23 protein-coding genes and 2 pseudogenes are annotated in these 26182 nt (G+C 38.8%); 20 read left to right on the top strand and 5 right to left on the bottom strand.

Features of this window, described 5'->3' with window-relative positions; translation table 11 throughout:
* Positions 1-29 precede the first annotated feature (29 nt).
* Entirely contained in the window at positions 30-833 is an 804-nt protein-coding gene (locus AB2Q86_RS08430) for an NAD kinase (RefSeq protein ID WP_003723315.1), read from the bottom strand.
* A gap of 178 nt (positions 834-1011) precedes the next feature.
* Here AB2Q86_RS08430 and sppA point away from each other — a divergent pair, with 178 nt between their 5' ends.
* The 3 genes from sppA to tpx are packed head-to-tail and all read left to right on the top strand — an operon-like array spanning position 1012 to position 3139.
* Complete coding sequence (gene sppA, locus AB2Q86_RS08425; RefSeq protein ID WP_003730655.1) at positions 1012-2025, top strand: signal peptide peptidase SppA; 1014 nt, start codon at positions 1012-1014, stop codon at positions 2023-2025.
* Between the two features lie 19 nt (positions 2026-2044).
* The gene (locus tag AB2Q86_RS08420; protein WP_003730654.1) at positions 2045-2581 is read left to right on the top strand and encodes an RDD family protein; all 537 of its coding nucleotides are present in this window, start codon (positions 2045-2047) and stop codon (positions 2579-2581) included.
* A 60-nt stretch (positions 2582-2641) separates the two neighbouring features.
* Positions 2642-3139: a thiol peroxidase gene (tpx, locus tag AB2Q86_RS08415; RefSeq protein WP_012581248.1), complete on the top strand. Its 498-nt coding sequence runs from the start codon at positions 2642-2644 to the stop codon at positions 3137-3139.
* Positions 3140-3214: 75 nt separating this feature from the next.
* On the opposite strand, the gene AB2Q86_RS08410 is transcribed toward tpx, so the two are convergent.
* Both AB2Q86_RS08410 and AB2Q86_RS08405 read right to left on the bottom strand, forming a co-directional pair.
* The gene (locus AB2Q86_RS08410) at positions 3215-3934 is read right to left on the bottom strand and encodes a DUF4368 domain-containing protein (protein WP_012581249.1); all 720 of its coding nucleotides are present in this window, start codon (positions 3932-3934) and stop codon (positions 3215-3217) included.
* 36 nt (positions 3935-3970) lie between these two features.
* Positions 3971-4876 (bottom strand): annotated as a pseudogene (locus AB2Q86_RS08405) (recombinase family protein).
* A 533-nt stretch (positions 4877-5409) separates the two neighbouring features.
* On the opposite strand from AB2Q86_RS08405, the gene AB2Q86_RS08400 reads away from it, so the two are divergent.
* The 7 genes from AB2Q86_RS08400 to AB2Q86_RS08370 all read left to right on the top strand — a co-directional run bounded on the left by AB2Q86_RS08400 (position 5410) and on the right by AB2Q86_RS08370 (position 10736).
* Entirely contained in the window at positions 5410-5847 is a 438-nt protein-coding gene (locus AB2Q86_RS08400) for a MerR family transcriptional regulator (RefSeq protein WP_003772018.1), read from the top strand.
* Positions 5844-6605: an SDR family oxidoreductase gene (locus tag AB2Q86_RS08395; protein ID WP_003736721.1), complete on the top strand. Its 762-nt coding sequence runs from the start codon at positions 5844-5846 to the stop codon at positions 6603-6605. The genes AB2Q86_RS08400 and AB2Q86_RS08395 overlap by 4 nt, the downstream gene beginning before the upstream one ends.
* A 17-nt stretch (positions 6606-6622) precedes the next feature.
* Complete coding sequence (locus tag AB2Q86_RS08390) at positions 6623-7309, top strand: flavodoxin family protein (RefSeq protein WP_012581252.1); 687 nt, start codon at positions 6623-6625, stop codon at positions 7307-7309.
* A 119-nt stretch (positions 7310-7428) separates the two neighbouring features.
* Complete coding sequence (locus AB2Q86_RS08385; protein WP_003772013.1) at positions 7429-7857, top strand: hypothetical protein; 429 nt, start codon at positions 7429-7431, stop codon at positions 7855-7857.
* Positions 7850-8077 carry a helix-turn-helix domain-containing protein gene (locus AB2Q86_RS08380; protein ID WP_003772011.1) on the top strand — a complete coding sequence of 76 codons (228 nt, stop codon included), beginning with the start codon at positions 7850-7852 and terminating at the stop codon, positions 8075-8077. Before AB2Q86_RS08385 ends, AB2Q86_RS08380 begins: the two co-directional genes overlap by 8 nt.
* Before the next feature lie 443 nt (positions 8078-8520).
* The gene (locus tag AB2Q86_RS08375) at positions 8521-9519 is read left to right on the top strand and encodes a class I SAM-dependent methyltransferase (RefSeq protein ID WP_003727379.1); all 999 of its coding nucleotides are present in this window, start codon (positions 8521-8523) and stop codon (positions 9517-9519) included.
* A 23-nt stretch (positions 9520-9542) separates the two neighbouring features.
* Entirely contained in the window at positions 9543-10736 is a 1194-nt protein-coding gene (locus AB2Q86_RS08370; protein ID WP_031694588.1) for an acetate kinase, read from the top strand.
* 51 nt (positions 10737-10787) lie between these two features.
* Here the strand turns inward: AB2Q86_RS08370 and AB2Q86_RS08365 are convergent, their stop codons facing one another.
* A complete protein-coding gene (locus AB2Q86_RS08365; protein ID WP_003725993.1) occupies positions 10788-11252 on the bottom strand; it encodes a universal stress protein in 465 nt (154 codons plus the stop codon).
* Between the two features lie 238 nt (positions 11253-11490).
* Between AB2Q86_RS08365 and ald the strand changes: the two genes are divergently transcribed.
* The gene (gene ald / locus AB2Q86_RS08360; protein ID WP_012581253.1) at positions 11491-12603 is read left to right on the top strand and encodes an alanine dehydrogenase; all 1113 of its coding nucleotides are present in this window, start codon (positions 11491-11493) and stop codon (positions 12601-12603) included.
* 42 nt (positions 12604-12645) lie between these two features.
* On the opposite strand, the gene AB2Q86_RS08355 is transcribed toward ald, so the two are convergent.
* Positions 12646-13743: a Xaa-Pro peptidase family protein gene (locus tag AB2Q86_RS08355; RefSeq protein WP_012581254.1), complete on the bottom strand. Its 1098-nt coding sequence runs from the start codon at positions 13741-13743 to the stop codon at positions 12646-12648.
* Between the two features lie 164 nt (positions 13744-13907).
* On the opposite strand from AB2Q86_RS08355, the gene AB2Q86_RS08350 reads away from it, so the two are divergent.
* From AB2Q86_RS08350 to AB2Q86_RS08310, 9 genes and pseudogenes are all read left to right on the top strand, one after another.
* On the top strand, positions 13908-14594 hold the full coding sequence (locus tag AB2Q86_RS08350; protein WP_003730621.1) for a metal-dependent hydrolase: 687 nt from the start codon (positions 13908-13910) through the stop codon (positions 14592-14594).
* A 25-nt stretch (positions 14595-14619) separates the two neighbouring features.
* Positions 14620-15934 (top strand): annotated as a pseudogene (ytoI, locus tag AB2Q86_RS08345) (CBS-HotDog domain-containing transcription factor YtoI).
* Between the two features lie 20 nt (positions 15935-15954).
* Positions 15955-16890 (top strand): bifunctional oligoribonuclease/PAP phosphatase NrnA, encoded by a 936-nt coding sequence (locus AB2Q86_RS08340; RefSeq protein ID WP_003767089.1) that lies wholly within the window; start codon positions 15955-15957, stop codon positions 16888-16890.
* A gap of 118 nt (positions 16891-17008) precedes the next feature.
* The gene (gene dnaE / locus AB2Q86_RS08335; protein ID WP_012581256.1) at positions 17009-20335 is read left to right on the top strand and encodes a DNA polymerase III subunit alpha; all 3327 of its coding nucleotides are present in this window, start codon (positions 17009-17011) and stop codon (positions 20333-20335) included.
* Between the two features lie 217 nt (positions 20336-20552).
* On the top strand, positions 20553-21437 hold the full coding sequence (gene accD, locus AB2Q86_RS08330; RefSeq protein WP_012581257.1) for an acetyl-CoA carboxylase, carboxyltransferase subunit beta: 885 nt from the start codon (positions 20553-20555) through the stop codon (positions 21435-21437).
* Entirely contained in the window at positions 21427-22383 is a 957-nt protein-coding gene (locus AB2Q86_RS08325; protein WP_012581258.1) for an acetyl-CoA carboxylase carboxyltransferase subunit alpha, read from the top strand. The genes accD and AB2Q86_RS08325 overlap by 11 nt, the downstream gene beginning before the upstream one ends.
* 283 nt (positions 22384-22666) lie before the next feature.
* Positions 22667-23626, top strand: a complete 960-nt coding sequence (gene pfkA / locus AB2Q86_RS08320) for a 6-phosphofructokinase (RefSeq protein ID WP_012581259.1) — start codon at positions 22667-22669, stop codon at positions 23624-23626.
* A gap of 282 nt (positions 23627-23908) precedes the next feature.
* Entirely contained in the window at positions 23909-25666 is a 1758-nt protein-coding gene (gene pyk, locus AB2Q86_RS08315; RefSeq protein ID WP_003727384.1) for a pyruvate kinase, read from the top strand.
* Positions 25667-25785: 119 nt separating this feature from the next.
* Positions 25786-26163: an FxsA family protein gene (locus AB2Q86_RS08310; RefSeq protein ID WP_012581260.1), complete on the top strand. Its 378-nt coding sequence runs from the start codon at positions 25786-25788 to the stop codon at positions 26161-26163.
* Positions 26164-26182 lie beyond the last annotated feature (19 nt).

The following is a 26182-nucleotide window of genomic DNA, read 5'->3' as shown; positions in this document are numbered from 1 at the left end:
AAGTCTGGCACTTATGCCAGACTTTTTTATTATAAGAAATTACGTTTCACTTTATCCCAGAAAGAATTTTTAGGTAGTTTGATAATATTGATAAAACGATCGCCTACTTCTAAATTAACTTCATGTACATGTTGGATACTAAGTGCTTCGCTGTCCATTCCAATCATTGGGAATTCGTTATTTCCTTCTTCAGACGCAATTTCAATACGTAGTTTGCGTTTTGGACTAAGGATGAACGATGATCCTAGCGTACGGAATTTATTGTTGTTAATAGAAGCTAGTTCACTTACTTGCATAGATGGAAGAAGTGGGTCCACGATAGAACCGTTCACTGATTTATTATAAGCAGTACTTCCTGTTGGTGTGGAAATAACCATTCCATCGCCGCGGAAAGTTTCGAAGTGAGAATCATTAATATAAAGATCCATCGTAAGTGTTCTAATGATGGATGAACGAATATTAAACTCATTTAGTACATAAAATGCTTTGGTATTATTCACTGTTCCATAAATAGTTGGGTAACGACGTACTAACCAACGATCTTCAATGGCTGCCTTGATGATTTCATCCAATTGATTAATATGGAAGTCACAGTATTGACCTAATTGCTCTGTTAGCGCAATCCCTGCATATAAACAATCTTGACGGAAGCCAGTTTCTCTTACAGATTTAAGAAAAGCACCATCACCACCAATGCTGATAATAACGTTTGCTTTTTGATAGTCATCAGTTAATTCATATCCATAATCAGTCGTAATTTTCTTCAATTCTTTTGCTTTTGCATGTAACTCTTCTGTTTTTCGATAGGAAAAATAAAAAATAGTTTTTGCCATGTTAGTTGTCCCTCCAGAATCCAATTTTAATCAACAAACTTATTATAACATGACTTAAGGGCAATTTCTTTCTTCATCCGTAAAAAAGTGAAATGGAACACAATTTAAGAGAAAGATTGTACAAAATAAAAGAGACTGTTATTATTACATTATCTAAATAGAAAAAGGGGAGAAATTAATGAACGCTAAAAGATGGGTTGCACTAGGGATTGTTTTTGCACTTTTGATAGTTAGTGCGTTAGCAAAGTTTACTTCAAGTCAAATCGCTTCAACGGAAGAGAGTAGTCCGACATTTGTCGAAAGTCTATTCGCGGATACCGGCGAACTAACCGAAACAGTAATTGAAGAAGGTGGGGATGATACAATTGCTGTATTATCTGTAGATGGTACTATTCAAGATACGGGAGATTCTGGTTCTTTACTTGGAGGCGGGGGCTATGATCATTCATTTTTCATGCAACAATTAGAACAAGTGAGAAATGATGACTATATCCAAGGTGTGCTGCTGTATGTTAATTCACCAGGTGGCGGTGTTATGGAGTCCGCGCAAATTCGTGATAAAATTCTACAAATTCAAAAAGAACGCAATATTCCATTCTATGTTTCCATGGGGAGTATGGCAGCATCAGGTGGATATTATATTTCCGCACCAGCCGACAAAATTTTTGCAAGTAAAGAAACATTGACTGGTTCACTTGGGGTTATTATGCAAGGGTATGACTATAGTGAACTCATGAAAAAATTAGGTGTTTCAGATAATACCATTAAAAGCGGCGAATATAAAGACATTATGAGCGGGACAAGACCAATGACGGAAGACGAGAAGAAAATTATGCAGTCAATGATTGATGATTCTTACAATGAGTTCGTTAAAGTCGTTGCAAAAGGCCGTGGAATGTCCGCAGAAAAAGTACGTAAAATTGCAGATGGACGCATATACGACGGCCGCCAAGCAAAAGAGAACGGGTTGATTGATGAGTTTGGTTATCAAGAAGATGCCCTAGAAGCTTTGAAAAAAGAACAGGGGTTAGCTGATGCGACAGTCATTCAATATGATGCACCAGAAGACTTTAGCTCGTTATTCTCTGTAGCTGCACAAAAAATCTCTGGTCAAAATGCAGATATTTCCCAACTAATCAAATTAACTGGCACACTTAAAGCGCCAAGAATGATGTATTTATATGGAGAATAATGTGAGAGGAGAGGCGCAAATGGCTAATGAAAATGTTGCTTTTGAAAACAAACGCCAAGTCTATCATTATGAACCACCAATTCAGAAAGAAGAAGCCATTCCTAAACAGTACTTTGCTGGCTTTTGGATCCGGTTTTTAGCTTATTTAGTCGATTTAGTTGTCATTGCAGCCTTGAAGGGAATTATTATTAATCCGATTTTCCGCGTCTCTGGAATGGGGATGGATGACAGTTTCTTCACATTTTATTGGGGAATGACAACGATTATCTTTTTAGCTTACTTTATTTTGCTTACTAAGTTTTTTGGACAAACGCTTGGGAAAATGTTATTTGGTCTTCGCGTAGTGAAACTTGATGGCGGAAAATTGACTTGGTTAACCGTTTTATTTCGAGAAGGTGCGATGCGCTTTGTCTTAAAAACCATTTGGCCGTTATATGTGGTTTGTGCCTTTACACCAAACAAACAAGGCATTGCGGACTTCTTTGAATCCACATCTGTCGTCCACACGGGCTACTTAGAACTAGATGAAAAATGGGTAAATGGAGCAAAAAAATAGCTTATAGCAAACTTCTTCTTTAAAATGGAATAGAAGCGTCCATTAAAGGAGGAAGAAAAAATGACTCAAGTAACATTTAAACATAATCCAGTTACACTCGTAGGTACCGAAAGAAAAGTTGGCGACAAAGCGCCGAACTTCACAGTGGTGAATAGAGATTTAGAAGAAGTAACATTGCACGATTATGAAGGGAAAGTGAGACTTATCAGCGTTGTTCCTTCCATTGATACAAGTGTTTGTTCCACACAAACGCGTAAATTTAATGAAGAAGCAAGCAATTTAGATAATACAGTTGTCTTAACTATCTCCGTTGATTTACCATTTGCTCAAAAGAAATGGTGTGCAGCAGAAGGTTTACCAAATGCGATTACTTTATCTGATCACCGCGATCTTTCTTTTGGCGAAGCATACGGTGTAATCATGAAAGAACTTCGCTTACTAGCTCGTTCTGTTTTTGTTGTAAATGCAAAAGGAGAAATCGTCTACACGGAAGTAGTTCCAGAAGGTAGCGACCATCCAAATTACGAAGCAGCGATAGAAGCAGCCAAAAAAGCTTAAATCTTAAAAGCATTCCTTTATGCAGGGGCTGGATAAAACAGTAATATGTTATGCAGAGACGGTGTAGCCTTACGGCTACGCCGTTTCTGCTTTTTCTTTGTTTGGTCGCTCAACTACAACAGGCTGGAAGCGTTCCAGTGGTGGCAGTATCCCCACAAGATTGTAACTGATATGAATCCCCTGTCTGCGCTTGCCAGTGCTTTTGTCCGGTGCTTCCACAAATACCTTGATCACAAGGTCATTGAGGATGGCAGGGGTCAATGTTTCTAGGCTAGAGTACCGCTTGCACTTGGCAATGAAATCTTCTACCTGTGTGGTCTTTTGTTCCTGCTGATCAATCTCTTTTTCTAGCATTGTAATCATTTGCCGCAGTGTTTTCTGTTCCAGATCATATCCTCTTGACAACTGCATGAAGCGTTCATCCGTCAGCTTCCCACTAGCGTTGTCCTCATAGACTTTACGGAATAATACATCCAGATCATCTACACGCTTCTGAGACTGTGCTATTTGTTTCCGCTTGGCACTTAACTCTTTTTGGATTTCCGTGGAACGTTCTGCTTCGATGGACACCCGAAAGCTGTCCTCATACCGCTGTACAAAGCCAATCACATAGCGCATGTGCGCCAGTACCATTTCTTCCAGCACAACAGCACGGATGAAATGGGATGTACACGGGTCAACCGCTTTTTGCGAAGCAGAACACCGGAAATGGTCATGCCTTGTCTCAAAGTATCTGGTTGTGCAGTAATACAGCTTGCTCCCGCAATCAGCACAATGGGGAATGCCGCTGAACATATTGGTTTTACCAGTCTTAGATGGCCTACGCTTGTTCTAACGCAGCTGCTGGACGGTATCCCATACATCCTGTTCAATGATAGGCTGATGGGTGTTTTCAAATACCATTTGGTTTTCTTTCGGGTTCTTCCGCTATTTCTTATTCCGAAAGGATTCCTTGTAGGTTTTAAAATTCACCGTATGCCCCAGATACTCTTTCCGTTCAAGGATATGAGCCACGGTACTGTCACACCATTTACATCGATCAGCGGGAACATCAGCAGGTGCGCTTCTGCCGTTTGACTTTGCATAAGCAGACGGTATCAGCACCCTGCGCTCAGATAATATCCGAGCAATTTTAGTGGGGCCGTTACCCTCCATGCAAAGCCGGAATATCTCACGAACAACCTCGGCGGCAGCTTCATCTACAATCCAGCGATTTTTGTCCTCTGGGTCTTTGATATATCCATAAGGCGGGAAGGTGCTAAGCGGTTTGCCGGATTGTCCTTTTGCTGTAAACACAGCTTTGATTTTCTTACTGGTATCTTTGGCGTACCATTCATTAATCACATTGCGGAATGCGATGAACTCACTGACGCCTTGATTACTGTCAACGCCATCATTGATAGCGATAAACCGAACACCTTTTTCCGGCAGTTGGATTTCGGTAAGCAGACCAACCTTCAAATAATCCCTGCCGAGCCTGCTCATGTCCTTGACTATTACAGTAGATACTTTTTCCTCATCAATTAGAGCAAGCATTTCATTCAGTCCGGGACGGTCAAAGGTAGTTCCTGATACCCCATCATCAATAAAGAAGCGAGTGTTGAGTAAGCGGTGTTCTTCTGCGTACTTTGAGAGAATTGATTTCTGATTCACAATGCTGTTGCTATCGCCTTGAAGTTCGTCATCACGAGATAGACGGCAATACAGGGCGGTGATTTGTTCAGGCTGCTGGTTCATAATTTTTCCATTTTCATCAACTTGATAGTTCAACGTTTTTCCTCCTGTTTTAAAATAGCACAAGTAAATTAGCCAAACGGTTCACTAATTCTCCAAGCCGATAACGATACCCCATAATAAAAGATGTATCGGAGATATAGATATCCTTTCTCCCCTTGGCTACCACTTACTCACTTGTTTCGACCTGTCAAGCCCTGACGTAGTCAGCAAAGTTTAGGCTTGATGGGTCGGAACAAGTGAGTACACTCCAAACAAGGGAGAGATGGATTTTGCTTCATATATTACCGTCTTAAAAAAGCTGTTTTCGGATAACTTAACACATTTTTTGTTGATACAGCTATAATAATTACTAAAAATATTTTAGGCTTTTGCCCACTCACAAAACATGATTTAAAAAAGGGGTATGGCGGAAGGTGGCTGGTGTATAGCCACTTCCTATGCTTGCTCTGCTTCCTGAATATTTTATTAACTTTAAAATAAAGCTTGACCTAAAGCGCACTTTATAGTGTATTCTTATTTATGAGGTGAAGAATATGGAATATATTGCGCATGAAGTGGCTGAGAAGTTGGGCATTACAGTTCCCACACTGCACTACTATGAAAAAGCTGGTTTGCTTCCATCAATAAAAAGAAATAGTGTAGGAAATAGAATATACACAGAAGAGAATATTGAATGGCTTTACATGATTGTGTTGATGCGGGAAGTTGGCGTACCGATTCGTGAAATACGCTCTTACATACAATTATTGTTGAAGGGCCCTGAAACAATCCCTGAACGCTATCAATTAGTAACGCAGTACAAGCAATCTGTAGAAGAAAAGATGAAGGCAATGCAAACTTCTTTAAAATGGCTGGGTGCTAAAGTGAATTTCTATCAGGAAATGATGGATACAGGGGAGAACAAGCCTTGCCGTACCTTTCTGGAGGAATCTGAACTTTTTAGGTTGAAGCAAGCGGAGGAGCAAAAATGAGAACTGTCTTAATAACAGGCACTACCAGTGGTATAGGCTATGCACTAAGTGAGCTTTTTGCTAAAAAAGAGTGTCATGTCATTTTGGTATCACGGAATGCTATGAAGCTATCCGCACAAAAACAAAAGCTGGAAAACGGAAATAACCGTATTGATACCATTACATGTGACCTTGAACAGACTAATGCTGCTGAAATAATATATAAATCTATTAAGCAGAACGGATGGCAAGTTGACATATTGGTAAATAATGCTGGCTTTAATGAAGCAGGGTTATTTTCTGAAACAGATGCCACATGCGAACAAGGCATGATAAATTTACATATCAATTTTGTAACCGATATGATGAAGTTGTTTATTCCTGAAATGATTCAGAATAGTCATGGACATATATTAAATGTTGGTTCAACCGGCTCCTACATTGCTTGCCCTAAAGATGCTGTCTATGCTGCTTCAAAAGCGTATATCCTTCATCTTTCAAAAGCGGTTCATGCTGAATTAAAAGGCACAGGTGTCACAGTAACAACGCTTTGCCCCGGCTCAACACGCACTGAATTTGCACATAAAGCAAAAATAGAACACACATTATTATTTAAGATATTCGTTATGTCTCCCCATAAGGTTGCGTTGTCCGGCTTGCGTGCTATGGAAAAGGGCAAGTCTGTCATAATACCAGGTCTTTATAATAAAATTTTAGTTTTATGTTCTCGATTATTGCCCTATTCCTTTATTGGCTGGATGACGAAAAAAATGTTATAGAAAAGGAGGATATCACCTTGCATTTACTCATCATAAATGGCAGTCCTCGCAAAAGTGGTGCTACCGCAAAAATTTTAACCTATATCCATGAAAAACTCTGCACAATGGATTCGGAACTTGAAATAACGCACATTGATTTAAGCAATTATAATTTAAAATTGTGTGTGGGTTGCATGGGCTGCTATAAAACTGGATATTGCTTTATTCAAGATGATGGAGTGGAAAGATTACGCAGTCTCATCGATCAATGCGATGGCTTGATTCTTGGAAGTCCAACCTATACCAGCAATGTATCCGGGTATTTAAAAATTCTAATGGATCGTGGGTATTTTATTTTTGAACAACTTCTTAGAAATAAACCATGTTTCTCTGTTATCACTTATGAGAATGCGGGTGGAAAAAAGGCACAAAAAATTCTAAATGAATTTATACACTATTCTGGTGGCTCGGTTAGCGGACATTATAGAAAAAAGCTGAATCACGGTTCAGAGGTATTAAACAAGGCAACTGAAAAAACCATAGATAGAAAATGTGCACAGTATTTGGTCAGAGCAAAAAGAACAATGTCTTTATCTGTTCTTGAAATTGTGATGAGAGCTATTGTTTTTCATGTAGGACTTCGCAGACATGCAATGAAAAATCCAGTTCGCTATAAAGCAGTTATTGATCGTTGGAATAACAAAGGCTATACCCAGACGAGATAGTCAAACGAAATCTAGAGACAGCATTAATTAAGAAAGTGTAACCAATTTTAGGGTAGTATAGTTTACTTAATTTGATAGAATAGAAAAAACTAAACCGGTTAAATGATAGGGGGATACATGTGAAACTGACGAATGATTTTATAGAGAGAAATATGCGGCAGTTTCACCGATATGCACTAAGAACCCTTCATTACGCAGCTCTCACCGCCTACTATGAGCGGCTGCGGTTAGGGAAAAATACAATCACATTTTCAAGTCTATCCTTTCAAGAAACCCGTCTCCTTTATCGTATTGATCAGCACTTTACTGACGATACTATCTTCAATGTATTGGATTATGAAATTATTGTACAAGACAATAATCTGGCTAACGCATTAAACTGTCTGCCAGAGCAGGGACGTAATATCATTCTGCTCAAATACTTTCTTGGGTGGACAGACAGAAAAATCGGAGAGGCTTTTTCAAGTTATGACTCTTCAACACGCAAACGTCGGTTAGCGGCATTAAGGGTTCTACGGATAATATATGAGGAACAAAACGGTGAGTAAAGGAAAATACATACATTTTGATACTTTAGTATCAGCTAAGACAGGTGATATCGTGGCTATTCAAGACATTTTAAATCAATTTCGTGGATATATCATAAGCCGCTCTCTGCGAACGGCTTACCGACCGGACGGCTCACTCTACCAATATATTGACACCGATGTTCAGCACAAAATGGAAACCGACTTAATTGAGGCCATCTATAAATTTGAGATTCGTTAAATTTTTCATTTCATACATAACAGGTATTCGTCTTTATTACTGTTAATAAAAGGTGCCAAAATAAAGGTTTAATTGGTCTGTCATCGGAGTTTGATTCGGTACTGGACGATTCCCCTTCTAAGGAATAGATAAGTAAAACTGTAGCAATTTAGAACATGAAAAAAGCTAGTAACGGCAAAGCAAAACCGTTACTAGCTTTTTTGTAGACAATCCATGTTGGCGGCTGGTATTAGTCAAATGTTTTGGATTACTGTTTTATCCAGTGTCGCCATAAATAGGAGGGCTTTTTTCTGTATTACTACTAAAAATAAACTGTACTAATTATAATTAAAAATTTCCAGCGTTAATTTCCGCTTTTACTACAGAAAATCCTTTCACATTCTTTAGAAATACTGTATAATGTTTGGTGGTGTTAGTAATGATGAAAATTCGAGGTGTTACTTTTGGCAAATGAAGCAACGCAAGAATTATTTCAAGTGCTTGATAATACAGCTATTATCTTGCAAAATGAGCTTGAAATAAGCTATTTGGAAGCGGTTTATGAAACAGGAGAAAATCTGTTTCAAAAAGAAGTTTTACAAAAAGAAGAGTTGTCTTCTGAAAAACAATTGAAATTACAAGCGTCTTACGAAAGTATCGAACTTGAGAATTTCTCAAATGAAGAAATCCGCAAAGGTCTTCAATTAGCACTACTAAAAGGCATGAAACATGGTATTCAAGTGAACCACCAAATGACGCCAGATTCCATTGGTTTTATAGTGGCATATTTGCTTGAAAAAGTAATTCAAAAGAAGAAAAATGTTTCTATTTTGGATCCAGCCTGTGGCACTGCAAACCTTTTAACAACAGTGATTAATCAGCTAGAATTAAAAGGCGATGTAGACGTTCATGCGAGTGGTGTAGATGTAGATGATTTGCTTATTTCGCTTGCACTAGTAGGAGCGGATTTACAACGACAAAAAATGACATTGCTGCATCAAGATGGTCTGGCTAATTTATTAGTTGATCCCGTAGATGTCGTAATTAGTGATTTACCTGTTGGGTATTATCCGGATGACGAAAATGCAAAAACATTTGAACTTTGCCGTGAAGAAGGGCATTCATTTGCACATTTCTTGTTTATAGAACAAGGAATGCGCTACACAAAGCCAGGAGGATATTTATTCTTCTTGGTACCTGACGCAATGTTTGGGACTAGTGACTTTGCTAAGGTGGACAAGTTTATCAAGAAAAACGGTCATATTGAGGGAATTATTAAATTGCCTGAAACACTGTTTAAGTCTGAACAAGCACGAAAAAGCATCTTGATTTTACAAAAAGCGGACGTAGATGTAAAGCCGCCAAAAGAAGTTTTATTGGCCAATCTCTCTTCGCTAACAGATCCGAGCGTAACTGCACCGATTTTAGCTGAAATAGAGAACTGGTTCAAAAGGAAACGATAATGGAAGGAATTGACAAAAACAAAATGGAAAAAACGATTGCAATTAACGCCGGAAGTTCTTCACTGAAATTCCAATTATATGATATGCCATCTGAACGTGTTATCACAGCAGGGATTGTAGAAAGAATTGGTTTGAAAGATTCTATTTTTACAATTACAGTAGACGGAGAAAAAATCAAAGAAGTTATTGATATTCCTGACCATGAAATTGCTGTTCAAATGCTACTTGAAAAATTAATTAATCACAAAGTTATCGGTTCTTACGATGAAATCACTGGAATTGGTCACCGTGTTGTTCATGGTGGAGAAAGATTCCCTGAATCCGTTTATATTGATGACCAAGTAATTAAAGATATTGAAGCTTTATCTGAACTTGCGCCACTTCACAACCCAGCGAACGTTACTGGTATTAAAGCATTCCGCAAAATTTTACCTGATGTTGTTTCGGTAGCTGTTTTTGATACAGCTTTCCACCAAACAATGCCGCCAGCAAGCTACCTTTACAGCTTGCCATATAGCTACTATGAAGACTACGGTATCCGTAAATACGGTTTCCATGGTACAAGTCACAAATATGTATCCGAACGCGCTGCAGAACTTCTAGGACGTCCTGTAGAAGAGTTACGTTTACTTACTTGTCACCTTGGTAATGGTGCTAGTATCGCTGCAATCGAAGGCGGAAAATCAATGGATACTTCCATGGGATTCACACCACTAGCTGGTGTTTCTATGGGAACTCGTTCTGGTAACATTGACCCAGCGCTTATTCCTTTCATCATGGAAAAAACTGGTAAAACAGCAGAACAAGTACTTGATGTGTTAAACAAAGAATCCGGTATGCTTGGCGTATCTGGTATTTCAAGCGATCTTCGTGATTTAGAAGATGAAGCAGCAAAAGGAAACGACCGCGCAGAACTTGCACTTCAAGTTTTCGTTGACCGTATCCATAAATACATTGGTTCTTATGCAGCTCGCATGAATGGTGTAGATGCCATTATCTTCACAGCTGGTATCGGTGAAAATAGTTCATACATCCGTGAAAAAGTACTTCGTGGTCTTGAATTCATGGGCGTATACTGGGATCCAGCACTTAACCAAGTGCGCGGAGAAGAAAGATTCCTTAACTATCCACACTCCCCGGTAAAAGTTATCATCATTCCTACAAACGAAGAATTAATGATTGCTCGTGATGTAGAAACAATTAAAAACAATCACTAAAAAAGAAAAAAAGGCTAGCTCTTAATTAAGAGCTAGCCTTTTTTTCTATCCTTATTTTTCTTCTTTATAATCAGGAACATCATTACGTACTACAAGAACATCACAAGGGGAGTGGCGAATAATATACTCAGATACACTACCAATTAACAAACGTTCTACAGCGTTAAGTCCAGTTGCACCACACATGATTAAATCTGCTTGAAATGCTTTTGCTGCTTCTTTTGTAATGGCTGTTTTTGGAGAACCATACTCAATGTAGCTTTCTACTTTTGTTACACCGGCTTTTAAAGCATCTTCTTTATAGCCACTAAGTAATTCATCTGCATATTCGGTAGCTTTGTCTGCCATGCTTGTATCGTAATTGGCTACAGATGAAAACGCGCGTGTATCGATAACGTGTACCAGACCAAGCGCCGCGTCATTACGGTTAGCCACTTGAATTGCTTTTTGGAATGCTCTTTCTGCTTCTTTGGATCCATCAACTGCTACTAAAACTCTTTCGTATTGTTGTAACATAATAATTCCTCCAATCAAAATATGTATTTTCTATACTTATATTTTACCCTCTTTTTCCTAAAAGAACCATAAAATGAAAAATAAATTCGTTTCATACAAAAAATCCGTCTAATTTTACTAAAACTTTTGTTTGAATTTCAGTTAGTTAATTTTTTACAACTTAGGTATATTGTGTTAGCATGGGGGTGTAGAAAATCTTTTATAGTCTATTATACCTATATCAAGGAGAGTGATTTAGATGTTAGTCGGCGTACCAAAAGAAATTAAAAATAACGAGAATAGGGTGGCAATGACTCCGGCAAGTGTTTTTTCATACGTAAATGCAGGTCATACTGTATACGTGGAAAAAGATGCGGGCATTGGCTCTAATTATCAAGACGCTGATTTTGTGCAAGCGGGGGCAAAAATTGTTGAAACAGCTAAAGAAGCTTGGGATGTAGATATGGTTGTAAAAGTAAAAGAACCGATTGCATCAGAGTATACATACTTTAAAGAAGGACTATTACTTTTCACATATTTACATTTGGCAAATGAACCAACGCTTGCGAAAGCTTTGATGGAGAGTAAAGTAAATAGTGTAGCGTATGAAACAGTAGAACTTGCAGACCACACGTTGCCACTACTTTCGCCAATGAGTGAAGTTGCTGGGCGAATGGCAGCTCAGATTGGCGCACAATTTTTACAAAGAACGAATGGTGGTATGGGTGTCTTGCTTGGTGGGGTGCCGGGTGTAGAGAAAAGTGAAGTGGTTATTATTGGTGGCGGAATCGCTGGAACAAATGCAGCAAAAATTGCAGCTGGTTTAGGTGCCAACGTGACCATTCTTGATATGAATTTGAAACGATTGCGCGAACTGGACGATATTTTTGGCAATCAAGTCCAAACGTTAATGTCGAATGATTTTAATATTGAAACAGCTGTGAAAAAAGCTGATTTGGTTATTGGGGCAGTTTTAATTCCAGGAGCAAAAGCGCCCAAACTCGTCAAAGAGCATGTAATTAAACAAATGATTCCGGGATCTGTCCTTGTGGATATCGCGATTGACCAAGGAGGGATTTTTGAAACAACAGATCACGTTTCCACCCATGATAATCCAACATACGAAAAATACGGCGTACTCCATTATGCTGTTGCAAATATGCCGGGTGCAGTGCCGCGGACGTCCACTTTGGCGCTTACTAATGCCACTTTACCATTTGGATTGAAACTTGCTAATCAAGGCTTAGAAGTAGCCGTGCAAAATGACCCATTCTTACTTCGTGGATTAAATACATACCAAGGTCATATTACGTACAAGGCTGTTGCAGATTCACTTGATTTACCTTATACGGATAGCAAAGAATTAATTTAATAAAAAAAGCGAACTTTCTCAAAGGAAAGTTCGCTTTTCTTGTTAGTCGATTACTTGTAAGGTTTTCGGGAATTCCGTTAATACTTGCACGCCGTCTTTTGTGACAACGAGGTCATCTTCTATACGAACGCCGGCAACACCGGGAACATAAATACCTGGTTCAATCGTAAATACCATGTTTTCTTGCAGTTCCATATTGTTCGTTTCTGTAATCGAAGGGAATTCATGGACACTCGCGCCAAGACCGTGACCAAGTCGATGTGGGAAATAATCACCAAAACCTGCATCACGAATAATATTTCTAGCAGTTAAATCAATTTCGCTTGCTTTTACGCCAGCTTTTACTTTTTCGACAGCGGCAATTTGTGCTTCTAAAACAGTGTCGTAAATCTTTTTCTGTTCATCGGAAATGTCTCCAAAAGCTACTGTGCGTGTAATATCAGAGCAATAGCCTTTATGGACAACGCCTAAATCAAATAAAACTAAATCGCCTTTTTTGATTTTTGTTTCGCCTGGAGTACCATGTGGCAGGGCACCGTTTTTACCAGTAAGCACCATTGTATCGAAAGACATGGCAGTTACGCCTTTTTTCTTCATTTCGTATTCGATTTTTGCCACGATTTCTGCTTCTGTTTTACCTTCTGCGATTTCGTTTACACCAACTTGTACGGCATAATCGGCTAATAAGGCTGCTTCTTTTAATATTTTTAGTTCGGCTTCGGTTTTAATCAGACGAATTTGCTCAATTTTGTGTTCAATCGGAATGAAAGAGCTGCCAGAGAATAATCCACCTAATTGTTCGTAGCGATCTACGCTCATATGTTTTTTCTCAATAGCAAATTTGCTTGGATTTGCAACGCGTTTTTTGATTTCGTCTGCAATGATGGTGAAAGGATTCTCGGTATCGTTATATCCGTATGCAGGGTGTGTCCAGTCACCGCCGCGCACATCTTCTACTTCAAGAGCGGGCGTAAATAAAAACGGTTCACTATCTGGGAAAACTGCTAAGCCAAGCACGCGCTCATGAGGCTCACTATGATAACCCGAGAAATAAGCGATGTTCTCTGGGTCTGTCAAAAATGCCACCTCAGCACCTTGGTCTTTTAGCCAATTTTGTAAGACATCGATATTTTTTTCCATAATTGTACCTTCTTTCCAATTGATTTCTATTTCATGATAACATGCGAAGGAATTATTTTGCTAATAAACACCTTCTAGTTTACGAGGTGTTATATAGTAGTTTATAATAAATAGTGGTACAATAATACACATAGAATAATGAATCAGGAAGGAAGTTTTTTAACATGAAGATTTCATTTCATGGTCAGTCTTGTATTAAAATAATTACTGGGGATACAACTATTCTCGTAGATCCATTTATTTCTGGTAATGAGAAATGTGATTTAAAAGCGGAAGAGCAGATGCCTGACTTTATCGTTCTGTCGCATGGGCATGACGATCATGTCGGTGATACAGTTGAAATTGCTAAAAATTCAGGAGCAACCGTTATTTGTAACGCGGATTTGGCTTCATTTTTGGCAGTAGAGGATGGGCTTGAAAATATGGCGCCAATGCATATTGGTGGGAAAAGACAGTTTAGTTTTGGCCAAGTGAAGTTAACGCAAGCTTTTCACGGATCGCAGACGGTTCGAGATGGTCGCATTGTTAACCTTGGTTTCCCAACTGGGATTGTATTTACGATAGAAGATAAAAATATTTATTTTGCAGGGGACACTGGTTTGTTTTCTGATATGAAATTAATTGGTGAATTAAATCCGCTAGACGTTGCTTTCTTGCCGATTGGGGATAATTTTACCATGGGACCAGAAGATGCGGCGATTGCGGCACGATTTTTACAAGCGAAATTAGTTGTTCCAATGCATTACAATACGTTTCCTTTAATCGCGCAAGATCCACACAAATTTGTCGCATCGCTTGACGAAGGAATCACTGGAAAAGTACTTGAAATCGGAGAAAGTATCGAAATCTAACAAAATAGGAATGGGTGAACGAGTCGTGGCCACAAAACATGAACAGATTTTAAAATACATTGAAAACCTTGCAGTCGGAGAAAAAATATCTGTACGAAAAATCGCGAAAAACTTGTCTGTAAGCGAGGGAACTGCTTATCGTGCTATTAAAGATGCAGAAATCATTGGGTTTGTTTCTACTATTAAACGAGTGGGGACACTTCGTATTGAACGGAAACAAAAAGATAGTATCGAAAAATTAACTTTTGCTGAGATTGTGAATATGATTGATGGGCAAGTGCTAGGCGGTCGTTCCGGACTATACAAATCGCTTAATAAATTTGTTATTGGAGCGATGACGGTAGAAGCAATGGAACGCTATACGGATGCTGGCAACTTACTAATCGTCGGAAACCGAGTTAGTGCCCATGAACTTGCTTTAAAACGTGGTGCGGCGGTGCTAATTACTGGTGGATTTGATACGGACGACGAAGTGAAACAATTGGCAGATGAGAAAGAATTACCAATTTTATCAACTTCCTATGATACGTTTACAGTTGCAACAATGATTAACCGAGCGATTTATGACCAATTAATAAAAAAAAGAAGTGGTATTTGTGGAGGATATTTTAACGCCACTAGAAACCACGGCATTTTTATCTACGTCGGATAAAGTAGAAGATTGGCACAAAATGGAAGAAGCGACAGGCCACAGCCGTTTCCCAGTTGTTAATCGTGCGATGAGACTTACTGGGATGGTTACAAGTAAGGATATTCTGGAAAAAAATCCGAGCATTTCGATTGAACGAGTGATGACTAAAAATCCACTAACTGTTGGTCCGAAAATGAGTGTTGCATCAGTGGCACATATGATGATTTGGGAGAGTATCGAAGTCATCCCCGTTGTCAAAGATGATTTAACTTTAATCGGCATCGTTAGTAGACAAGACATTTTGAAATCCATGCAAATGATTCAAAAACAACCACAAGTCGGCGAAACGATTGATGATACGATTGCAAATCAACTTTCGGAAAAAGCAGATACGGGCGAAGAGGCAGATTACGAATTTAAAGTGAGTCCACAAATGACCAATTCGCTTGGGACATTATCGTATGGTGTATTTACCCAAGTGGTCTGCGAAGTTGTGCAGCAAAAACTATTTTCTATGAAAAAACGGAATGTGGCGATTGAAAATGTAACGATGTATTTTCTAAAACCTGTTCAAATGGATGCGACGATTGTTATTAAGCCGCGAATTTTGGAAATGGGGCGTAAAGCCGGGAAGTTAGATGTAGAGCTTTATTTAGAAGGAATTTTGACCGGAAAAGCTATTGTCGCTTGTCAAATGATGGAACGTTAAAAAGAAATAGAGGCGAAACAATGAAAAGTGAGATTTTACAACAAATAAAACAATATGAAACGATTATTTTGCATAGGCATGTACGTCCTGACCCAGATGCATACGGTTCGCAAATGGGACTTGCAGAAATTATCCGAGCTAGTTTTCCTGAGAAAAAAGTTTACTCGGTTGGGAATGATGAAGTGTCGCTCCAATTTTTAGGTGCAGTAGATGAAATAGCCGATGAAGTATATAAAGATGCGCTTGTAATTGTGTGTGATACCGCGAACCAAGAGCGGATTTCAGACGGGCGGTTTAACCTCGGTAAAGCACTAATCAAAATTGACCACCATCCAAATGACGATGCTTATGGTGATTTACTTTGGGTTGATACGACTGCTTCTTCTTGTAGCGAAATGATTGCTGCTTTTTGGGAATCATTTTCAGAAGAGTTAATTCTAAATGAAACAGCTGCAAGACTCCTCTATGCTGGAATTGTTGGTGATACTGGACGGTTCTTGTATCCAAGTACAACAGAAGAAACTTTACTTCTATCCTCGTATTTAGTAACATTTCCATTTGATCGTCCGGCGCTTTATCGTGAACTATATGAGTTACCGAAAAATACAGTGAAGCTTTCAGGGTATATTTTGCAAAATTTTGTCATGGATGAAAATGGCGCTGCAACCGTTTATTTAAGTGATACGCTTTTAAACGAGTTTGAAGTAGATCCGCGCGACGCTTCCGCACTTGTATCTTGCATCGAAAATGTGGAAGGAATTAAGGCGTGGATTATGTTCATTCAAGAAGGACCGGTTTTCAGAGCGCGGTTACGTTCAAAAGGACCAGTTATTAATGAACTAGCCAAAGAATACGGTGGAGGTGGACACCCACTCGCTTCTGGCGCGACACTGCATAATGAAGAAGAAATAAAAGAAATGACAGCAAAACTTGCGCGCATCTGTGCAGCTAAATAAGATTTAAAGCCAGTTAACTAGCTGGCTTTATTTTTTCATTTAAAAACACGAACACACTTTCTTTTTTTAAGCTTAACCGATATAATGGAAAAAGAGAGTTTTGAAAGGAGAGAGGATAGTGGGTTTTGTTCATTTACAAGTTGCGAGTGCTTATGATTTGCTTTCTAGTACAGCATCAATCGATAAGCTAATCGCTAAAGCAAAAGAATACCATTATCCAGCCTTAGCAATTACGGATAAAAATGTGCTTTACGGAGTAGTCGAGTTTTATCAAAAGTGTTTAGCGGCGGATATAAAACCAATTATTGGGATGACGGTGACAATTCAAGGTTACTTAAATCCAATTAATTCATATGAGTTGATATTAATTGCGGAATCAACCGCTGGATATCACGAGTTATTAAAAATCGCGAGTGCTATTCAAACGCGCGAAGAAGGACCAGAATTGCCACAAAGCTGGTTACGCGCTTATAGCAGTAACTTGATTGCGATTTCACCTGGTGCCAAAGGAGAAATCGAACGTCTTCTGATGGAAGAGAATCGCGATGGAGCGCTAGAGGCTTACGCAAATTTAGTCGATATTTTTGGCAAAGAATCGGTTTATTTATCTGCGCAAAAAGAAAATCCGCGCCTTTTTGCAAAAATAGAAACATTTTCTGCAGAAGAAAATGTGCCTGTTGTTGCGACAAAAAATGTACAATATTTAGAGCCAAAAGATGCACAAGCAAAAGAAGTTTTAACTGCCATTCGTGATAATCGAACGGTCGATTGGACAACGTTACCACTTGCTGGACCAAATTATTTTACCTCACAAGAAGAAATGGAACGTGATTGGCAAACGGATTTCGAAAAACAGGCATGCTTTGAAACTGGTGAACTTGCAGACCGTTGTCATGTCGAAATTGCTTTGGATCAGCATTTATTACCTAGATTTCCATTAACGGAAGGACAAAATGCACCAGATGTTTTGCGTCAGACAGCCTATGATGGCTTAAAAGAACGAGATTTACTAGGGGCGGAATATCAGGAACGATTAGAATATGAATTAAAAGTTATTACGGAGATGGGGTTTGCCGATTACTTTTTAATTGTTTGGGATGTTATTCGTTATTCGCGTGAGGCGGGAGTTTTAACGGGGCCAGGTCGGGGTTCTGCGGCTGGGTCACTTGTTTCCTATGCACTCAGAATTACGGATGTAGATCCGATTCGATACAATTTGCTATTTGAACGTTTTTTAAACCCAGAACGGATTACGATGCCCGATATCGATTTGGATTTTCCAGATAATCGTCGTGATGAAGTGATTTCGTATGTGGTATCTAAATACGGAGAAGCGCATGTGGCGCAAATCGGCACGTTTGGGACACTGGCGGCAAAAGCGGCGATTCGCGATACTGCGAGGAGTTTTGGGTTAAATTCTGTATTATTATCTGAATGGTCTAAGTTGATTCCAAGTCAGTTAGGTATTACGTTACAAAAAGCATTACAAGAAAGTCCACGTTTAGAAAACCATATTAAAAGCTCTAAAGAAAATGAAATGATTTGGGAAGTAGCTTGTCAACTGGAAGGCTTGCCACGTCATATTTCAACGCACGCAGCCGGAATAGTTATTAGCGACAAGCCACTCGTTGAACAAGTTGCGCTGCAATTAGGTAGCGGAGATGCACGTTTGACCCAGTTTGCTATGGGAGAATTAGAGAAAATCGGCTTACTTAAAATGGACTTTTTAGGACTTAGAAATCTTAGTTTACTCGACCGCGTTTTAAAATCGGTTAACTATAATAGAGAAACGCCGTTAACCTTAGCGGATATCTCTTTAGAAGATAAAAAAACATTAAAACTATTCCAAACAGGCGACACGACAGGTGTATTCCAATTTGAATCGGACGGGATTCGACGCGTACTCCGAAAATTAAAACCAACTTCTTTTGAAGATGTCGTGGCGGTGGATGCGCTTTACCGTCCAGGTCCAATGGAACAAATTGATACATTTATCGCTAGAAAACACGGGAAAGAAAAAATTCAATATCCTCATCCAGATTTAGCGCCGATTTTGGAAGTGACATACGGCGTTATCGTTTATCAAGAGCAAATTATTCAAGTAGCGAACCAAATGGCTGGATTTTCACTTGGAGAAGCAGATTTATTAAGACGAGCGGTCAGCAAGAAGAAAGCAGATGTCCTAAACGAGGAGCGAATTCACTTTGTGGAAGGTGCTAAGAGTAAAGGTTATTCAGATGCTAGCGCTAACCAAGTGTATGATATGATTGTTCAATTCGCGAATTACGGTTTCAACCGAAGTCACGCAGCGGCTTATTCAAAAATCGCTTTTCAATTAGCTTATTTAAAAGCGCATTTTCCAGCTGCATTTATGTCGTCGCTTCTTAGCTCTGTTTTTGGCAATGACGACAAAATTTCCCAGTACATTACCGAAGCAAAAAACTATGGCATTAGCATGTTAGCGCCAAGCATCAACCATAGTAATTACTACTTCCAAGTGGAGAATGAATCATCTATCCGCTATAGTTTCCGTGTTATTCGTAAAGTCCCGACGAAATTCATTTTAGAAATTATTAACGAACGAAAAAAAGCACCTTTCCGAGATTTCTTTGATTTTTGTGAAAGAATGCCACATAAAATGCTCTCAGAAACCGTTTTAGAAGCACTCGTATTTTCTGGTTGTTTTGACGAATTTGGTGAAGACCGAGCGACGATTTTGGCAACTATTGATGCAGTGCTACAATATATTTCGCTACTCGGTGAAGACTCGAAAGGGATGAATCTTTTCGCGGAAGATGATGACTTTTTGAAAAAGATGAAACCACGCTACCGGAAAACCGCGCCCATTTCGATTGATGAAAAGTTGGAGAAAGAAAAATTATACACTGGTCAATATGTTTCAGCGCATCCAGTATCGTATTATCAAAACAAATTACAAAACCTTGCAATCACAAGACTTGCAAACCTTTCTTCTGGCAAAAATTATCAAGTAGCTGCCTATGTACACGAAGTAAAATCAATTAGAACAAAAAAAGGCGAAACGATGTGCTTTTTAACAATTAGTGATGACTCCAAAGAACTGAGTGCAGTGATGTTCCCAGAAAGTTACCGTAAATTCGCTAATTTTGCACAAAAAGGGGAAATCCTCTTTTTGCAAGTGAAAGCAGATACGAGAAACGGGGAACTCCAGTTAATTATTAATAAAGCAGAAGATTTAAAAGAAATAAAAGCCCCCGTACGATTGTTCCTAAAATTAACGGAACCACAGCAAATGGAACAAATTAAGCCAGTTTTAACGCGTTATAAAGGCGACAGTAAGGTCATTGTGCATCAAGCAATAACGAAACAAACTGCTGAGCTGAAAAATATTCAAGTAACGCCATCAAACGAGTTGCAAGAAGCGTTAGTAGAGCTGCTTGGTAAAGAGAATGTAGTCATTAAGTAATCTTAGACTTTCTATATTTATGGAAAGTATGTTATAGTTTAACGTGGAAAACAATATTGCGCAGTCTGTCCAGTTGTAATTCGGATAGACTGGCATTTTGTCTTCTTGTGGGAAAATGCGGTTGATTTATGTTTCATGTCTTTATTCATTTTTTATTTTTACAACATTAAGAATCGTTAATAACCACAATAGAAAGCGTAAATGGGGAGGGTTATCCTTGCTAGGAGACTTGTTTACAAAACCAAAAAAGAGAAAATATGCCACAATCCCTTCTGATGGAACGAAAGCAGATGTTCCAGAAGGTATTATGACAAAATGTCCAGAATGTAAAAAAATAATGTATACCAAAGAATTGCAAAAAAATCTTATGGTATGTAATTATTGTGGTTTTCACCATCCAATTGGGGCAAAAGCACGAATCGATATGCTTGTTGATGAAGGCTCTTTTGAAGAAATTGATGCTAATTTAACGACAGCAAATCCACTTGGTTTTGAAGATTATATGGATCGAATTGAGAAAGATAAGCAAAAATCTGGTTTAAATGAAGCGATTCTTACTGGTCATGCAACTATTGGCGGTAATCCACTTGTTATTGCAGTGATGGATTCTCGTTTTAGAATGGCGAGTATGGGCTCTGTTGTCGGTGAAAAAATTCTTCGTGCTGTGGAAGATGCTGATAAAACAAATAAACCATTTGTTATTTTCACTGCATCCGGCGGTGCGCGTATGCAAGAAGGGATGCTTTCGCTTATGCAAATGGCAAAAACTTCGGCTGCATTCAAGCGATTTAGCAACCATGGTGGACTTGTTATCACGGTAATGACACACCCAACTACGGGCGGAGTTTCTGCTAGTTTTGCATCACTTGGAGATTATAACTTTGCAGAACCAGGAGCGCTTATTGGCTTTGCAGGTCGCCGAGTGATTGAACAAACCGTTCGTGAAGAATTACCAGAAGACTTCCAAACGGCGGAATTCTTATTAAAGCACGGGCAACTAGATGACTGTATTTCACGCCTTGATTTGCAAAATAAATTAAGTTTTATTTTAAGCATTCACGTGAAAACACCTGAAGTAGGAGGTGAAGCGGATGGCGAATGAGATGGAATTTGAGAAACCGATTTTAGAATTAAAAAGCAAAATTGCGGACTTAAAAGAATACAATGAAACTTCTGATGTGGATTTGACTAATGAAATCGAAAAGCTAGAAAAACGCTTAGGTAAGTTAGAATCAAGCATTTATAGCAATATGACTGCATGGGATAAATTTCAAGTAGCTCGCCATCCGGAGAGACCTACGACACTTGATTACATTTCACTTTTATTTGAAGACTTCATGGAACTTCACGGAGATCGTGCTTTTGGTGACGATGCGGCAATTGTTGGTGGTATCGCAACTTTCAAGGGTGTTCCAGTGACAGTTATCGGTCACCAACGTGGTAAAGATACAAAAGATAATTTACATCGTAATTTTGGTATGCCTCATCCTGAAGGTTTCCGTAAAGCGCTACGTTTGATGAAACAAGCAGATAAATTTGGTCGACCAATTATTTGTTTCATTGATACGAAAGGTGCCTACCCAGGTCGTGCTGCAGAAGAACGCGGTCAAAGTGAAGCCATTGCTAGAAACCTTTATGAAATGAGCGATATGAAAGTACCAATTATTTCTATTGTAATTGGTGAAGGTGGAAGTGGTGGAGCACTTGCTCTTGGTGTTGGAAATCAAATTTTCATGCTTGAAAATGCGGTTTTCTCTGTTATTTCACCAGAAGGAGCAGCAGCTATTTTATGGAAAGATGCCAGTCAAGCGAAGAAAGCAGCGGAGTCTATGCGGATTACAGCTGGTGATTTGTTCGAACTTGGCATTACAGATGGAATTATTCCAGAAGTAAAAGGTGGTGCGCACCGAGATTTAAACGCGCAAGCCGAAGAAATTAATAAAACTATCACGAAGTCTTTACATGCACTAATGGCATTTTCTGAAGAACAATTAATAGAACAACGTTATGAAAAATTCAAGAAAATCGGTGTATACGATACTTTATAAACAATAAAAGAAGCGGATTTCCTAAAATCAGGAAATCCGCTTCTTTGGTATATGCCAAACGCTAAAAGAAAGTTTAGCCCTTCACAAGTATAGACCAATTATGATAATTTAAGCTATAAAGCCGTTTTTTACGCAAATCGGAATAGACCGATATTTAAAATGGCGATTTGCAGAGCTTCTCGTTAAAAAAAGTGCTCTGTTGAAGCTTTTCATTTGACCTTTTTTCATGTAGAATAAACACATGTGATGAAAAACAATATCATTGTCTGAGGTGGTAAGTAAAATGAAACGAATTGCAATTTTAACAAGTGGAGGAGACGCTCCAGGAATGAATGCAGCCACTCGTGCTGTTGTACGGAAAGCAATCTATGAAGGACTTGAAGTTTACGGTATTAACTATGGCTTTTTAGGGCTAGTCAATGGCGATATTCGTAAACTAGAATTAGGTTCTGTTGGTGATTTACTTCACCGCGGGGGTACATTCCTTTATTCCGCAAGATATCCTGAATTCGCTACAGAAGAAGGACAACTTAAAGGAATTGAACAATTGAAAAAACATCAAATCGATGGCCTAGTTGTTATCGGTGGAGATGGTTCTTATCACGGAGCGGAAGCACTTACAAAACGTGGATTCCCAACTATTGGTATCCCAGGAACAATTGATAATGATATTTCTGGAACTGATTTTACTATTGGTTTTGATACTGCATTAAACACTGTTCTTGATGCACTTGATAAAATCCGCGATACAGCTACAAGTCATGAACGTACTTTCATTATTGAAGTTATGGGTCGTGATGCTGGTGATATCGCTCTTTGGTCTGGACTTGCTGGTGGCGCTGAAGCTATCATCGTTCCAGAAGAAAGCTTTAATATGGATGATGTCGTGGATCGTTTGAACAAAGGTCGCGAACGTGGTAAAAAACATAGTATTATCGTCGTTGCTGAGGGCGTAATGTCTGGTAATGAATTCGCTAAACAATTAGCTGAATATGGCGATTATCATGCACGTGTAACTGTTCTTGGACACGTTCAACGTGGTGGTAGCCCAACTGCATTTGACCGTGTACTTGCAAGCCGTCTTGGTGCGCGTTCAGTAGAATTATTGTTAGAAAAACGCGGAGGATTAGCTGTTGGAATCCGTGAAAATAGAATTGTCGAAAATGACATTAGTGAAATTTTGAAAGAAAAACACACACTTGATCAAAAATTATTTGATCTAGCATCTATTTTGTCGATTTAAAACGGCTGAAGAGCTGGCTGCCATGACAAAGCATGGTAGCCTTTCTTTGTGAAAAATTTTAGTAACGTATTAAAAATAAACTTTGTTGATAAAGAAATGCAAATCGCTCATTAAGCATGCTGTAACAATCTAGAAAACGTTTTCTTGTTATCGTTACCATGTAAGGTGATTGCAATTTTGTTCACAAACTGACTTGTTTTACAAGGTTGTTACTGGTAAAATGTGGAAGATATGTTTATAATAAATACGAATGAATAGCTAAGTTCTAGGAGGAGTAATAACATGAAAAAAACGAAAATTGTTTGTACAATTGGTCCTGCAAGTGAGTCAGTTGACACTTTAGTTCAGTTGATCGAAGCAGGAATGAACGTAGCACGTCTTAATTTCTCTCACGGAGACTTTGAAGAGCACGGTGCGCGTATTGTAAATATCCGTGAAGCATCGAAAAAAACTGGCAAACAAGTGGCTATCTTACTTGATACAAAAGGTCCAGAAATCCGTACGAACGACATGGTTGGCGGAAAACTAGAATTCCAAACAGGTGATGTTGTACGTGTTTCTATGACTCCTGTTGAAGGAACAAAAGAAAAATTCTCCGTAACTTACGGCGAACTTTACGATGACGTAGAAATCGGTTCTTCCATTTTACTTGATGACGGTTTAATCGGTCTTGAAGTAATCGAAAAAGACGAAGCTAATCGCGAACTAGTAACAAAAGTACTTAACCCAGGTGTACTTAAAAATAAAAAAGGTGTTAACGTACCAAACGTTTCTATCAACCTACCAGGAATCACAGAAAAAGACGCTGCTGATATCCGCTTCGGTTTAGAACAAGGTATCGATTTTATCGCTGCATCTTTCGTACGTCGTGCTACAGATGTTCTTGAAATTACTAAAATTCTAGAAGAGCATAATGCAACTCACGTACAAATTATTCCTAAAATCGAAAACCAAGAGGGCGTTGACAATATCGACGAAATCTTACAAGTATCTCAAGGCTTAATGGTTGCTCGTGGTGACCTTGGTGTTGAAATTCCAGCTGAAGAAGTTCCGATTGTACAAAAAGAACTTATCAGAAAATGTAATAAACTTGGAAAACCTGTTATTACTGCAACACAAATGCTTGATTCCATGCAACGTAACCCACGTCCAACTCGCGCTGAAGCAAGTGACGTAGCGAATGCGATTTTTGATGGAACAGATGCAATTATGTTATCTGGTGAAACAGCTGCTGGGGATTATCCAGTAGAAGCAGTTAAAATGATGGCGAAAATCGCTGTTCGTACAGAAGAAGTACTAGTTGCTCAAGATAAATTTGCACTTAAACTTCACGAAAATACGGATATGACAGAAGCTATCGGTCAAGCAGTTGGCCATACTGCGAAAAACCTAAATGTACAAACTATCGTTGCTGCGACTCAAAGTGGTCACACAGCGCGTATGATCTCTAAATACCGTCCAAAATCTCATATCGTTGCTGTAACATTCAACGAGCATGTATACCGCGGTTTAGCACTTTCATGGGGTGTTTATCCTCGTCTAGCTACTCCAGTTAGCAACACAGATGAAATGTTCGACCTTGCAGTGAAAGAATCTCTTGCTTCTGGCGTTGCAAAACAAGGCGACTTAATTATCATCACTGCTGGTGTTCCAGTTACTGAAAGTGGAACAACAAACGTAATGAAAATCCAATTAATTGGTGAAAAAGTTGTTAAAGGCCAAGGTATTGGCAGCAAATCTGTTATTGGTAAAGCAATCGTTGCTAAATCCAATGCAGAAGCACTTGAAAAAGCAGAAGAAGGCGGAATCTTAATCGTTAAAACAACGGATAAAGAAATGCTACCTGCATTCGAGAAAAGTGCAGCAGTTGTTGTGGAAGAAGGCGGATTAACTAGCCACGCAGCAGTTGTAGGAATCAACCTTGGCATTCCTGTCATCGTTGGCGCTAAAGATGCAACATCTCTTGTAAAAGACGGTGAAATCATTACTGTTGATTCTCGTCAAGGCGTTGTATATAACGGTAAAACAGCAACACATTAATAGCTAATGTTCTAAAAAGCGTCCCGCATGCGGGGCGCTTTTTTTATGCGCACGCCTGTATCGTTTTTCGATTACGCCAAAATAGGTTATAATAGAGAGTAAGTATTGGAGTTGATTTTATGAGAAAATTTATTCTTTATTGGGCTTTATATGGCTTAATTGAGTTAATTATGTACGTTTGGTTATTCCAAGTAATTGGCTTTTGGCCACTTCTTTTTATTCAGGCAGCTTCAAGTGCCTTTGGTGTTTTTATTTTCAAACGGCTTGGTGGCAACCTTTTCCGAAATTTACGAGATGGCCGCACTGTAGCCCCGTATTTGTTGGATAGTTTGTGCTTTTTTATCGCCGGGTTTTTATTAATTATTCCAGGTGTTATAACAACTATACTTGGGCTACTCGTTTTTATTCCATTTTCCCGCAAGCTATTAAAACCAAAATTAACAAAATGGCTTGGAAATCAAAAGAAACATACGCAATATTATTATTTTGATATGTAATTAAAACCTCTATGGGAAA

The organism is Listeria monocytogenes, from assembly GCF_041765605.1.
GTDB lineage: Bacteria > Bacillota > Bacilli > Lactobacillales > Listeriaceae > Listeria > Listeria monocytogenes_D.
This window is presented reverse-complemented; position numbering and strand designations above follow the sequence as displayed.